Source organism: Siminovitchia thermophila (assembly GCF_016909185.1).
Lineage (GTDB): Bacteria > Bacillota > Bacilli > Bacillales > Bacillaceae_C > Siminovitchia > Siminovitchia thermophila.
Genome location: NZ_JAFBFH010000029.1, coordinates 25,834 through 40,553, shown reverse-complemented (window position 1 = coordinate 40,553; position 14,720 = coordinate 25,834). Strand labels below are relative to the sequence as shown.

Genomic DNA, 14,720 nt, shown 5'->3' with positions numbered 1-14,720 from the left:
TCAAAAAATGATGTAACAATGAAAAAAATGAGTATGGGACACAACTAAATCAACTGATGAAAAAACGAACAATAAAGTGAAACTTCATTCAGTAGGCGTTTTCTTCCATCTCCTACTGAATGTTAGTTGAACCAATCGGGCATTTAGGTGCCGTTTTCTCCCACTCAGATTTTGAAGTGGGAGTCTTACGGCACCTTACATGCGGGATAAATTGTCCTGGTGTCTAACCCGCAAGCTTTTAGCGTAGTCAAAATAGGTAGACTCCTGTGGGAATAGCTTGAGCTGAAGATCCCGCAGGAAAGCGACCTTTGCTTTCCGAGGAAGCTGAAGAGACCTGCGGAAAGCGAAATATGTTGACGTAGAGATGATAGGAATTTTTTTACACAAATAAACCGGCAAACGACATTTTTAGAATGCTATAAACACATTGGTTTCACCGCATCTTCTTTTGGATGTGGAAATCACTTACATTCTTCCTTAAATCCCCTTGATTAACCGTTCTAACTCTATCATTTCTGATAAATCTGTTTCGTTCATCTTTTATCCGATCATCGTATGTTCTTGTGGCGACCGTACGATTCAGGGCATTTTATTTCTTCGATCCCCTTCTTCTATTGAATAAGCTGTCTGCTGTCGATATTGGTTAACTGTGCTCTCTAGTTGGCTTTTCTTGGTACATATTGTGGTGACAAAACCTCTTCCATTTTTACAAAACTTTACAATTTTTTAACCGCTTACTAATAGTTGATACTTATACTTAATATTACATTGTAAAAAGGAGGAAAAATGATGAAAAAAAGGAATTTACGTACGCTATTAGCAGGAATAACTGCCATCATGCTAGTTATTACAAACTTATTACATACCAGCTCGATTGCGTATGCCACTGTTTCTCATCCACAGCAACAAACAGAACAAGCAACTGAAAGTTCTGGTTCATCTGAACAAGATGCGAAACAACAGTTGGAAATTCAACATGTAGCACCCGAATCATTTAATGCTTTAGAAAACCAGCAAGTAACCGCAACCATTCCAAATGCGGCAAAAGCAACCTTATACTATCAGTCTACACCCCTTTCCAAGCCGGTTGCCGTGATTATGAATAAGGCAGAAAATCATACTTTTACTGCTTCTATCCCGGCCACTTCAGTTTGGTCAAATAAAATGAACTATTGGATTGTAGCTGATGATGGGCAAACCGAAAGAACGTCAGATACTTTTACAGTGCCTATTAAAAATCAAGCGAAAACGGATCCACAAGCCGCTCCTCATCTGATGATAACGGAAGTGAATCTTGGTAAAGAGCCGTTTATCGAAGTGTATAACAATACGACAGAAGCCGTACCGTTAAAAGATTATTCATTGTTGATTCAGGATAAAAAAATTGAATTTAATGATTCAAACATTATTCCAGCTGGAGAAACCAAAATCATTTGGTTCACCAACAAAACGAATCATATAGAAACCTTTCATAACCATTACGGTACAAATGTAAAAAAAGAACAAGTCATCGTGATTGATCATGCCGCTGTATCAGCCAAAGATTCAACCATTAAATTTATCAAGCAAGATGACAATAAAAGTGTATCCGAAATTGCTTACATCTATGATGAAACCAGTGCTAGTCAGCTTTTTTATTTTTATAATAACCAAATGAATGACGGAGGTTTAGCGAAAACAGCTACACCTGGCACATTCACTCATGGACAAGTTCCAGATCAACAAGTGGAAATAGAAGTTTCTCAAGAAGCTCCTCAAGATAACAGCCAACAAGAAAAGACAGCCGATTCTACAAAGCCGGCTCAAAAAGAAGTACAAAAAAACGTTACGAATAAAGCAGAAACGACAAATGAAGAATCGATTATTAAGCACGAGCCAACGGAACAGATTTCCAATGAAAAAGATCTAACCATACATGCAACTGCCCCTAATGTGAAAAGTTTGACACTAACATTTAAAACAGGGAAGCAAATGATGAAGCAAGAGCTTCCTTTCACGAAATCGGAGGGTACAGATGCATTTACAGTAACAGTGCCAAAAGAATTCCTTTGGTCACCTAGTTTCAGCTATCAAATCGTGGCGGAAACTACTGAAGGTGGAACAGTTGTATACCCTAAAGAGAATGATATACAAGTTACCGTCGATCAAGTAACGAATGTGGATACGCAAAAACTTCCCAAGCTATTGATTACTGAAATCACTCCTGACACTGCAAATGTGAATAAAGCTGATGGTTATGAGTTCATTGAGATCTATAATAATTCAAACCAATCTATTAATATGAAAGACTATCAATTACTTTACCGTTACCCTGACGGTACAGCCGATCAAGTATGGAAGCTATCTGATAATAAAGTCATTGCGCCGCAAGAAAGCTTTATTGTCTGGATTAAAAATAGCGGCAACCAAGACAAAACACTTGCTGACTTCAACCAACAATATGGGTTAAATCTGCCAGAAAGTCATGTCACAGAAGTTCATAGCGATGGAATGGCGAATGGCAGTCAGCGCACCCTCGTCGTTGCAGATAAGTTTAATAACGAAATTGTGCAAGCAACCTATAATGATACAGCAGCAGATGATACACTCCCAGATCAAGGCATTGTGTACAGTTACCCTAAACAAGGAACAAAGATGCTGAAGGTTGGTATTGGTGAAACGATTACACCATTAACCATCGTCCCTGGGCAAGCTCCGGAAAAGCCCGTTATGATTGATGAAGACGAAAGCGGAAGCATCGCTAAACCGGTCATTAAAAATCCTGCGGTTACCGTTGACAACGATCAAATCAAGATAAATGTAACTATTTCATCGGAGCAGAAATTAGTAGGAGCAACTATTTCAATCTCACAAAGTGACAAAGCGGATTATCAAACTTGGCAATTGGAACCTTCTAAAGATGACCCGACTAACTATTCCGTGACGATTCCGCGGGATGCGATATGGAGCAATAAAATAAACTATTATTTTACAGCTTCCAATGAAGCGGGTGAGACAAAAACGGAAGTTCAAGAATACAAATTTCCAGCAGAAGATATTGATTATCAAAAGGTGCCGCCTCTTTTAATTACTGAACTTGTTCCAGATACGACAAATAGCAATGGCGCTGATGCCTATGAGTTTATCGAAGTCTATAACAATTCAACAGAACCGATTAATTTTAAAGACTATTCGATTCGTTATCGTTATCCGAATACAGGTGCGGGAAATGACTTAATTTGGGGCCCTAAAGATGACCAAGAAGTGATAATTGCTCCTGGAGAAACAATCGTATTCTGGATAATAAATCATGCAAACACGGATAAAACAGCTGCTGATTTTAATGCGAATTTTAAAACAAATTTAATGGAAGGGAAAAACCTTTTTAAGATTTATAATACATCAATGGCGAACAGCGGCCAGCGCACACTAGTTATTGCGACCAAAACAGGAAAAGAACTCTCCTATGCAAGCTATAATGATGAAGTTGATGTAGATGATACGGTAGCTAACAAAGGTATCTTTTATCGTTATCCAACCGACGGAGGCCTTTATTCGAAAAAAATCAGTGCCGGAAAATCGCCGGCAACTCCAGGATCTGTATTAACGGAACAAGTGCCGGCAGAAAAAGTCAACATACCGAAAGACACAGAAAAACCAGTCATTACAGATACAACAAATAAAAAAGAAATTACTTCAAAAGAACCGGTGACACTTTCAGCAACAGTGACAGATAATCTCGATGTTAAATCCGTTACTGTCTATTATCGTAACGATAAAACAGCCGACTTCAGAAAAGTCAACTTAGTAACACAAGCTGATCATAAATATGAACATATTGTTTATGAACCAGAGTTAATTGGCAAAAGTGAATTAGAATACTATTTTGTCGCGAGCGATGGAAGAAATGAAGCGGTTTCTAACGCCAGTACGATCAGCATTGAAAACCCTAATTTGCAAGAAGGTTTGCGTCTGAATGTCAGCGATAATGAGCTGATTTCCGGCGAAAAAGTAATGAAGGCGACCACAGATGATGGGAAAGCCGCGCCTCAACTATTTATTGATAACAATGAAGTAACAAACACCTTTAAAGCAATGGAATCCGAGGCATATTTTGCCTTTGAGGTAAAAGATACAAATATTTATTTCCAAAACGGCGTAACGATGGGAGATGAAATTCTCCATATCTTCGATGACACGCATACGAACTTTACGACATTTACAATTCCGATCCCTGCGGATAAACTGAAACAAGGTGAAAATACGGTTACGATTCGCGCCGGTAACAAAGTAGGGCCATTTGATGAAACTTCTCAAGAAAACCGAGATGACTTTACGATTAAAAACATCCGCTTGGTTTTATCTGATGGAACAACGATATATGATCCGAAATTCAGTGATCCGAATCAGGATTACTGGATCGGCGACAGCCCGGGAAAAGATCCCATTTATGACTTCACGTTTAATCTCGGGGAAGAAGAATTTGCTTCAACCGCTTATTTATTTGATACAACGAAAGTGCCTGATGGCAAGCATCACATAAAAGCTGTCTCAGGAAATGAAGAAGTTGCCGCTACGGTTATAACGGATAATACGAAACCGATTATTCTTCCTTCTATGAAAGATGGGGAAACGTATAAGGGAGAATTTACAATTGACGCAGAAGCAAAAGATGAAACGAGTGAAGTGACTTCATTAACCGCACAACTAGATGGAGAATATATTTCACTTCCTTACAAAACATCTTCCGCCCTTTTAAAACCGGGAAAACATGAGCTCGTCTATCAAGCTACCGATGCTGCCAACAATACAATGGAAAAAAAGCTGACGTTCCATGTAGTTGAGGAACATCCGTTTTTACCTGACTGGCTATCAAACGATCCGGATAGCACGAGCGCGAATCTATCCGTTACGGTAAAAGATCCGACAAGCGATGAAATGGATGTCGATTTTTACCAAGCATATCAATATACTGCTGAAGACAAAAATATGACCATTTCTCAGAATGCTGTCGACACCGAGCCTCCTAACGAGCATCTTCCTGAAGGAGAAGAGCGGATAACAGATGATGAGCGCAAACCATTGCAAGCTCTGGATGGAAACAAACTAGAAACGGAATCGGATTATCAGTTTCCTTACCACCGTTTTGATGTTACGGTTGATCAGAAAGTAGATGAAAACGACGAAATTGAAATTGTTTGGAATGGTTCTTCCTTAGAAGGCAGAAAAGTAACGATGTATGCTTGGAACTACCAAACTAGTAAATGGGATGCTCTTGTAACGACGATTGCCGGAAAAGAAGACTTTGAACTTGTGGGAACAGTTCAAGGACTGGAATATGTTCAAGATCAAAAAATTAGCGTCATTGTCCAAGACCAAATTGCGTCTATTGGGGAAGATTTCAGTTTTGTCTGGATGTCAGATACACAATATTATACGGAAAGCTATCCATATATTTATGAAAAGCAAACAGACTGGATCGTAAAAAATAGAGAAAAGCTAAACATTGAATATGTTTTCCACACGGGAGACATCGTAAATGTTTACGATGATTTAAACCAATGGAATGTTGCGGATAAAGCGATGAAGACGTTAGATGATGCCGGTGTTCCATATGGCGTTCTTGCCGGAAACCATGATGTCAACAACAAAGACCATGATTATAGTTACTATAGTCGTTTCTTTGGAGAAGACCGTTTTAAAGACAACGATTACTATGGAGGTTCTTTCCAAAATAATCGTGGACATTACGATTTACTGTCTGTCAACGGTATGGACTTTATCATGATCTATCTTGGTTGGGGTATTGAAGAAGAGGGCATTGCCTGGGTAAATCAATTGCTCGAAGCTCATCCCAACAGAAAAGCTGTTCTGAATGTACATGAATATTTATTAGCAACGGGTAATAGAAGTCCTATCGGGGATGCGCTTTTTGAACAAGTGGTTGTGCCAAATGAAAATGTCTTTGCCGTATTGTCTGGCCATTATCATAACGCCCAAACATTGGTAGACGACATTGATGATAATGGGGACGGCATTGCTGATCGGACCGTTTATCAAATGTTGGCTGATTATCAAGGCGGCCCTGAAGGTGGTCAAGGATATTTACGGATTTTAAATGTCAAAATGAAAGATAATCAAATCTATGTCCAAACATATTCTCCTTACCTGGATGATTATAATTATTATGATCCAGCGGAGTATCCTGGAAAAGATGAATTTTCATTTGATTTTGATACAGCGGCACAAACGAAAAAGGTTGCTACGGATTACATTGAAGTCAATGTGTATACAGACGAAAAAATTGGCACAGTAAACAATGTTCCTAGCGGGGAAAAAGCCTCTGTTGTATGGAATGATTTAGATCCGAACCATGAATATTTCTGGTATACGGTAGCGACTGATAAGTTCGGTGGTCAAACACGCTCTGACATTTGGAGTTTTCTAACGGTTGATGGAGAAGTTATTGAACCAGAAAAACCAGAGAAACCGGAAAAACCGGAAAAACCAAGCGATGGCGGCCAACCAGGTGGAAAGCCAAATGATGGTAAAAACAAGCCAGGCAATTCCAATGGAAACGGTCAAGATTCTGAAAAGCCTCGTATAGAACGACCAGCAGCCAAGAATGGCAAAAACCAACCGAAAGTAAGTCAAACAAAGGATGATGGCCAAGCGCCCATTATTAAAAATACATCCAATCATAATGGTACAGGATCATCTTCTTTACCGAATACAGCAACAAATCTATATAATTGGATGTTGCTCGGCGCATTCTTACTATTAATGGGTACGAGCTTATGGCTCATTCAACACTATCGTAAAAAGAAAACGATCAACTAAGACAAAAAACGGACCGGCTGAAACTTAAATTCAAGGAACACTCTTCTTCTTGAAATTGTACTATTGAAGGAGCCGGGACATAAGTTGAAAGCTGATTCATATTCGTAAAAATCGCGAGAATAAAGCCGCGTGAAATCAAGTTTTTTAAACTTGATTCCATGCGGTTTATTTCATTTTTACAGGGTTTTTTCCGGCCCCTATTTGTGTTAAAAAATCCCGATCATCGCTACGTCAACATATTTCGCTTTCCGCAGGTCTCTTCAGCTTCCACGGAAGCATAGGTCGCTTCTGCGGGATCTTCAAAAAGCTTGTCGATACTCCGTATCTAACTAATAAGAACGTTCTTTCATCAATGCTTTTCCAAAATAAAGAAAGAGCGAAACTTCATTGACACCTGCTTGTTTCGCTTTCCTTTAGTAGCACCCCTTATTGCAAAGAATGACAGCTGTCAAAATACGATCTTTTGCCTGTTTCGTTGTATATCCACAAGCATCACCTGATTGATGAAGATGAGACAACAAAACGTTCGTAAGCCGCCGGATCATGACTCGGAATACAAATGAGGTATGGATGGTTCTGTTCCAATTGCTTAAACAGTGAGAACCATGAAATCATTTGCTTGTAATTGAAATGGGCCAGACGACTCCACCAACTGCCCGTCGTCAGCGTACGATAATTTTCATTCAGATAAACCGCATCAGCTAAGAGAAAAAACCGTTTCCCGCTCGGTTGGTTTAAGAGGAGACCGTATTGACCAATCGAATGTCCTGGCAGTGAGATCAATATAATGGAACCATCTTGAAATAAATCAATTGTATGTTTAAAGGGACCGTATGGAGTGCCATTTTTCTCGAAATGGAGGAGCGTCCGTTTACTCAATGGAATCTGATCATATAGCTTTTTAATATAACCGTTTAGCAAAAGCCGCCATGCGGCGCGCTGACCAAATTCCCACTCTTTACAATCCACGAAAAACCGCGCGTGTTTAAAATCTTGCACTCCCCCACTATGATCAACATGCAAATGCGACAGCAAGACATGCCGAATCTCTTCTGGGGCGATCCCGATTGCTTTCAGTTGAGTAGCTGCATTTTCTTGATCGGTAATGTGAACAGGTGTAATGGCGCTCATAAGTGAAAATGGAAAGGTGGCAGTATAGGCGTAAAAGCGAGTAGAATAACCGGTATCAAATAACAGATTCCCTGCAACGGGATGTTGTATTAAAAAGAACAACGCAGGGATTTTCATTGTTGTCTTTGGCTTATTTTTTACAAGATGATGGTGTTTCGCTCTACAAAAACCTGCATTGAATACCTGAAGTTCACATGGGGGAGTATCTGGGTGGATGTCCGGTAATGTAAAAGTATCCCTCACTCGCTTTTACTCTCCTCACATATATCTGCCCTTTGTCCCCATCTCGAATGTTGGAGAGCAGGCAGCTGACGCGGAACAAATTGTGTCAATGTACCGAGTCGATCAAATGTAATCGAAATACGATCCCCTGGACGAATCCATTCATCACGATCGAACCCGCAACAATCTGGAATGGTTCCCATCCCAATCACCGTTCCAGCTGCAGGTTGAAAAATCTTTTGCACATAAGCCAGGACATCATTAGGATGCACCGTGTATTCAGATGTACTTCCTTCCCATCTCCATCTATCCGCAATTTGAACAGATACATGCAAAGCGAGAGGGTTTTCGACTTCATCAGGTGTCACAAGATAAGGGCCAAATCCATTACTTCGTTCAAAATCCTTACTTGTGCTGGGACCACATAAGCTACGAAAATCTTCCCACTGGACATCCCGCGCTGACACATCATTATAAATAACGTAACCTGCAATTGTTGGCACAACACCTGCGGCATCCAGCTGATGGCCAATGACAATGCCAAGTTCCGGTTCAATATCCAAGTAAGATGTATACGCTGGCCATACCAACTCCTCATCTGGTCCACTTACTTGTAGATGATTACATTTGTAATACCGATAAACTGTTTTCTTTTTCTCTTTTTGAAAAGAACGCTTTAAAAACCACTTCAATAAAGAGCGAAGAGGCCACTGAAATTCATGGTTGATGAGTGTCTCACCTGCATTTGCCAAATGCCTCGGACTAAAACCAAAATCTAGTAAAGCCGAAACAGTGTCGAGCGGTGATAACAATTGAACTTCATGTAAAGGATAGATGGCATCATCAGTCGCAAATTGCTCGTACTGCCTGCCAAACTCGACTAAACTTTTTGCTTGCTGTTCACTTGCTGGTAAGTTCTGAAGATACGTCTCACAATCTGTTAACAATGAAGCCGACCTGCCACTTATGTGGTGAAGAGTTTCAAATGAAACGACTCGTTCATTTAATAGTACACCAAAATGAATGTCTTGCTGACCCTTCATGCGAAAACGTAACAGTTTCAAGAAAGCCCCCCTCCTTCTCGTTACTCATATTGTACAGATCGCCCAGTATGAATGCAAGTACTTGCTTGCAAATATAATTCAATTGCTTTTTACTCAATAAAAAGTGTTGTTCTGATCGAAAACAATTGTAAATCCTGCGCTCGTAAAAACGATGAGCCCACGCTTGCACTTGGCCTTCGTCCAAATATCGACAGCAATACAACTGGCGCCTCCATCCTGACCTAAAAAAAATATATGTGGCTTTGCGAAAGGCTCACTTGAACCTCCATTGAATGGAATATCTATCTGCAAGTATACTGCGAAAGCAAGTTAAACTTTTCTGTAGTAAGCGTAAAAAATGGCGAATAAAAAAAAGCCCGAATGAATGGTAATCAAGACCACTTCATCACGAGCCATTGCTGTATTAAATTCCCTTCAAACGGTCTTCATGAAGATAGAAAACCGATCATCCATCTCGAGCGAATTTGTTCAAACGACACAAATCCGTGTAAAATACTTCAAAATACCCTCGCAAAATGAATGCGCAATTCATCATCCACTTCATAAACTTGTCGACTTTCCGTGACTGCAGTACTGTCGTTGCTTGGATCAACTCAATTATAATTCATTTAAGTGATTAAAAGGAACTTTATTTTCTAGCACTCTCTTTATATTTTCAATAAAGAATTGAAACCTTTTTTGATGAAACTTCATTCCGTCAGGCATTCCTGCCGTATGCGGTGTTAAAATGACATTTTCCAATTGTCTAAGTTCGCTCTCTAAACTGAGTGGCTCATTTTCAAAAACATCTAAACAAGCGCCACCAATCTCTCTATTTTTGAGTGCAGCGATTAAATCGGGTTCACATACAATCGGTCCTCTAGCTGTATTAATGAAAAGAGCATCTTTCTTCATCTTACTTAAAAATTGACGGTCTACTAAATGTCTAGTCGATTCATTTAGAAAAATATTGACGGTAATCACATCAGACTTTTCGATCAGTTCTTCTAATTCAACAAGAGTGGCTATTTTATGATCGATATTTTTATTAATATCATAAGCTAACACATTCATTCCAAATGCGTTTGCCAACTCTGCAACTCTTTTACCGATTGCACCTAGCCCGATTGTGCCGATTGTTTTCCCAAACAATTCTCCACCTGTATAACTCAATTGCGTTTCATCTTTTTTATTTTTCATAAAGTGGTCTAAGTAAGGGATATTTTTAAAGTAACTGAGCATAAAAGCGATAATATGCTCGGCTACTGCATTGGCGTTAACCCCGGCAGCATTGCTCACCCAAATATGGTTTTTTGAACAAGCATCAATATCAACATTATCGTAACCTGCTCCTGTTTGCACAAACTTCAATTTTTTTGCTTTTTGAAGCAACTGACTATTGACTTGAATATGTTCCGGGATTAAAACGTCAGCTTCACTAATATATTCTTCAATGAGTTCAGGTTCGATCACTTTCACGGACCACTCATTTGGAAAAGCTTGAATGACTCTCCGTTTTGAACCCTCACTATAATAACCTGTTATTAAAATATTCATATATGCACCACCTAGGCCATTTCCCATGCTTCTAAAAATGTACGTTTCACATTAGCAATAACCAATTGCGAGGATTCCTGCTCCAAACGTCCTACTTCAAATGTGACGACAGGCTTTCTCGTCGGTTTTGGACTTTTAAAAAAGTCGATTTCATGTAGTGTCCGAATAAATTGTGCCAGCTCTTCCACACCTACTTCGGAATCTTGAATACCAAATGGAATATGCTTATCACCAAAATATGGTACATTTCTATCTTTGATATAACTGTTTCCGAGATGAATATGTGTTAAATAATCTTTTGCTAACCAAAGCGACTTTACCGGATTTTCTTGCATGATTGGTAAATGACTTTGATCCAGTAACAAACCAAAGTTCTGATATTCACTGCGAATCTTTTGGGCTACACTTACCGCTTCATGTGTTGGTCCTAGTAAATATTGACGATCAACATGCCGATCACCAATCTCTAACGATATACAGAGTTCATAATGTGCCGCTTTTTTTCTAGCCTCATGACAAATCTCCATCGCCGACTGTATAAATGCTTCGATATTCTGTTTTCGATACGCTTCGCCTTCATATTTTCCAGTGACGATATGCATCACTTTGGCGTTCATTTCATAGCAATGTTCGATGAGCATTTTACATTTTTCAACAGACGCTTCTCTCTGTTTTGAATCTAAAGAGCTCAAATCAATCTGTAACGCTCTAAAAGCATCCCCACCGTTAAAAATGACTTCTACTCCGCTATATTCTGTATATTTCTTCACTGCTTGTCTAGCTTTTTCATCCGCGATATAAGACACTTCAACAGCTGTAAAAAATGGGTCTTCTAAAATAGACAGTAAATTCGAGATGAATTTTTCAGGTTCTTCTTGAGAAAATGGATACAGCTTTGGTAATACAATGCCGATACTTGCGAGACTTCTAAAACTTTTCATTAGACAATCTTGCCCGATTTCATTAATTCTGGTAAATCGGCTACTGTATTTAAAACATGGGTATGCCAATATTTTCCCCATACTTCAATGGGTGTAGAACCTTGCATAACACCAATTACCGCTCTACAACCTGCATTATAGCCTTCCAACATATCCGCTGGTGTATCGCCTAATTTAATGACTTTCCGCGCATTTTGTACATTCAAATATTCCATTGCTTTAAAAATCATAAATGGCGCGGGTCTCCCTTTCCCTTCTGGAACCATATCTAAATCGACAGCACAGTCAATTAAACCATTTTTCACCCAACCGAGCTTTTCCATAATGACCTGATTGATATCACTATGGAAACCTGTACCCGTCGCTACTTTAATACCATTTTCTTGACACCACTTTAATGTTTCAGTAGCACCTTCGATTTCTTCACAATTTTCTTCATAATAAGAGATCATATATTTAGTATAATCGTGATAAATGTCTGTTGCTTGTTCACGTGTGGAATCGTCGATGTCCACTTCAAAGTTCTTGAAATCTATCATATTGCCGTTTTTACGAGCAATTAAAAATTGATATAAGTGGATTTTATTTGTGCCCATATGTGTGCTAATTTCGTCTTTTGTAACATCCAAACCATGAGCGATTGCCGCTTTATGTAAGCAATCTCTCACCCCATTATTATCTTTTACAAGTGTTCCGGCCAAATCAAAAACAGCAAGTTCTATTTTTCCATTCATGTTATAGCGCTCCTTTTTCATTCAGTCTATTTTATTTTTTCAATACTTTATCTAGTTCTTTTTGGGCTTTCTTTTGTGCTTCTTCTAACGCTTCTTTTGCCGGTATGTTTTGAATTAACACTTTGTCTTTTGCTAATTCAATTTCGGTATAAATTTTTCCGCCTGTTGGATCGACATATGGTGGAATACCTTTTGTTTTTGCTTGTTCTAATGGAACTGCCAAATAGGGATTTTCTTTTAACTTTTCTTGGTAAATATCTGTCTCAACAGCACTGTCCCTGACAGGAATATAGCCTGTTTCAACTGCCCAATAAGCTGTTTGTTCCGCTGCTGTGTAAAATTTGACAAATTCCCACGCGCCTTCTTGTTGTTCTTTAGGCGCATCTTTAAATAAATTAAACATAACAGAAACGGCTACTGGTCTCGGTTCACTGTCTTTAAAACCTTTTTGCATACCTGTGGCGACTTTTGTAAAATCTAAATCTCCACCATCGCCAGAGGAACCGGTATAACCTGCTGAACGATCATTCATCACGTTGTCAATGGTTTTATACCACCATTCCCATCCGTTTCCTCCGTGGACAGTATCCATTATTTTATCTTCATGAATCCATTTTCTAATACTATCCCAAGCATAGACCCATTCTTCTGAATCAATTGTGACCGTTTTTCCATCCTCACTTACAATATCTCCACCTGCGGAGCGGGCATAATCAATCATGTGCTCGGTATACCACATAACAGACCAACCACTAATGCCTTCCTTTTCTTTGATTAATTTCGCTGCTTCGGCAAGTTCTTCAAAATTTTCTAACTCATCGTAGTTAATGTTATGCTTTTCAAAAATATCTTTTCGATAATACATCATTTGTGAAGCGACAAATGCTGGAACACCTAACGTTTTTTCATCGTACAACCCTTGATCAAGTAAAAGCATGTCGTCTTTGTTAAACTCAGGCTCATTCATATATTCATCTAACGGCAGTAAGACATCACTATTTGCTAACTTCATAAATTCCGGGTATCTATTAATGGCTAATGCCGGCGGTTTTCCAGCAGCTAACGATGCTTGCAAAGCTTGTAATGTTTCACCATATTCACCTTGCACAACTGGTACAATTTCATATTTGTCATTTGATTTATTAAAATCTTCGATTAATTTATTCATCGTTTCGCCGAGCTTTCCACCTAAGCCATAGTAAAATTCGAGCTTAATTTTTTCTCCATTGGCACTTTCAGTCTCTTTCGTCGTTGATCCTTTCGAATCTCCATTCGAACAACCTACTAATACAGCTATAAGTAAAGCGAAACTGGCGATGAAGAAACTAAGATGCTTCCATCTTTTGTTGTGACTCTTCATGTACACTTCCTCCTTTATTTTCTTGCTTCCTTGAAAGATTTGTAGTACCTTGTCCAAATTCTTTATTGATCACCTCCCTATTTGTTCACATACAAGTTGGACATAGACCGGATAATTCTTTTGTTAAAAATGATGAGCAAGAGTAACATTGGTAAAAGTGAAATCGCACTTGCTGCCATTGCAAAAGGAAAGTCCATGCCATACCCGGCCTGTGTCATAAATAAACGCCTCATGCCAATTGTCACTAACATGTTTTCTTCGGACTTCATTAATAGAGACGGCCACATGTAGTTGTTGTAACTATATATAAAAGTAATCAAAATAAGAGAGGCAATCGCACTTTTTGTATAGGGGATATAAACAGTAAAAATCAGCCTTAAATGTCCTGCTCCATCTAATTTTGCCGCTTGTACAACTTCTTTCGGAACCTTCGAGAAAGATTGCCTGAGAAAAAAGATGGCAAATATGCTAATTGCTTCACTCAAAATATAGCCCAGATGTGTATCCAGCAAATTCATATTGGAGATTAATATAAACGACGGAATGTAAGTTACCGCAGAAGGCAACATATAAGTCGCTAAAATCAAAACAAAGCAAAATTGCACCCATTTTTTCTTAATCGCCACAAATGAATAGGCTGCAAAGATAGCGGATAATATTTGTACAATAATAATCACAGCACTGACAAAAATACTGTTCCATAAATACTGCCCCATATTTGATTCAGTAAAAACTCTTACATAGTTCTCAAACTGAAAGGTCGAGGGAAGGATATTGCCGCTATACAATTCATCTTTCGGTTTAACCGAAATCATCAACATCCATAAATACGGAAAGGCCATTAGTAGACTTAGCAACACTAATGTCGAATAGATGGTTACTTCCTTCCACTTTTTGGTGTACAATCATTTCA

The 14,720-nt window shown here is 38.9% G+C and carries 8 protein-coding genes; 1 reads left to right on the top strand and 7 read right to left on the bottom strand.

Translation table 11 applies throughout. The annotated features are described in order from the left end of the window. Positions 1–786 precede the first annotated feature (786 nt). Positions 787–6,819, top strand: a complete 6,033-nt coding sequence (locus JOC94_RS17135) for a lamin tail domain-containing protein (protein ID WP_083717743.1) — start codon at positions 787–789, stop codon at positions 6,817–6,819. A gap of 492 nt (positions 6,820–7,311) precedes the next feature. On the opposite strand, the gene JOC94_RS17130 is transcribed toward JOC94_RS17135, so the two are convergent. The 7 genes from JOC94_RS17130 to JOC94_RS17100 all read right to left on the bottom strand — a co-directional run bounded on the left by JOC94_RS17130 (position 7,312) and on the right by JOC94_RS17100 (position 14,712). Continuing rightward, positions 7,312–8,193, bottom strand: coding sequence for an MBL fold metallo-hydrolase (locus JOC94_RS17130; protein ID WP_077113981.1), 882 nt, complete (start codon positions 8,191–8,193; stop codon positions 7,312–7,314). Further along, positions 8,190–9,236 (bottom strand): fumarylacetoacetate hydrolase family protein, encoded by a 1,047-nt coding sequence (locus JOC94_RS17125; RefSeq protein WP_077113982.1) that lies wholly within the window; start codon positions 9,234–9,236, stop codon positions 8,190–8,192. Before JOC94_RS17125 ends, JOC94_RS17130 begins: the two co-directional genes overlap by 4 nt. Before the next feature lie 597 nt (positions 9,237–9,833). Beyond that, the gene (locus JOC94_RS17120) at positions 9,834–10,772 is read right to left on the bottom strand and encodes an NAD(P)-dependent oxidoreductase (protein ID WP_077113983.1); all 939 of its coding nucleotides are present in this window, start codon (positions 10,770–10,772) and stop codon (positions 9,834–9,836) included. A gap of 11 nt (positions 10,773–10,783) precedes the next feature. Further along, on the bottom strand, positions 10,784–11,713 hold the full coding sequence (locus tag JOC94_RS17115) for a sugar phosphate isomerase/epimerase family protein (protein ID WP_077113984.1): 930 nt from the start codon (positions 11,711–11,713) through the stop codon (positions 10,784–10,786). After that, on the bottom strand, positions 11,713–12,447 hold the full coding sequence (locus JOC94_RS17110) for an HAD hydrolase-like protein (RefSeq protein ID WP_077113985.1): 735 nt from the start codon (positions 12,445–12,447) through the stop codon (positions 11,713–11,715). Before JOC94_RS17110 ends, JOC94_RS17115 begins: the two co-directional genes overlap by 1 nt. A gap of 31 nt (positions 12,448–12,478) precedes the next feature. Next, positions 12,479–13,807, bottom strand: a complete 1,329-nt coding sequence (locus JOC94_RS17105) for an ABC transporter substrate-binding protein (protein WP_077113986.1) — start codon at positions 13,805–13,807, stop codon at positions 12,479–12,481. Positions 13,808–13,884: 77 nt separating this feature from the next. Then, positions 13,885–14,712: a carbohydrate ABC transporter permease gene (locus JOC94_RS17100; protein ID WP_077113987.1), complete on the bottom strand. Its 828-nt coding sequence runs from the start codon at positions 14,710–14,712 to the stop codon at positions 13,885–13,887. Positions 14,713–14,720: the final 8 nt, after the last annotated feature.

Bases quoted from the DNA above. Each gene is read 5' to 3' on its own strand.
- JOC94_RS17120 (WP_077113983.1), bottom strand. From the start codon at position 10,772: ATGAATATTTTAATAACAGGTTATTATAGTGAGGGTTCAAAACGGAGA.
- JOC94_RS17110 (WP_077113985.1), bottom strand. From the start codon at position 12,447: ATGAATGGAAAAATAGAACTTGCTGTTTTTGATTTGGCCGGAACACTT.
- JOC94_RS17105 (WP_077113986.1), bottom strand. From the start codon at position 13,807: ATGAAGAGTCACAACAAAAGATGGAAGCATCTTAGTTTCTTCATCGCC.
- JOC94_RS17135 (WP_083717743.1), top strand. From the start codon at position 787: ATGATGAAAAAAAGGAATTTACGTACGCTATTAGCAGGAATAACTGCC.
- JOC94_RS17115 (WP_077113984.1), bottom strand. From the start codon at position 11,713: ATGAAAAGTTTTAGAAGTCTCGCAAGTATCGGCATTGTATTACCAAAG.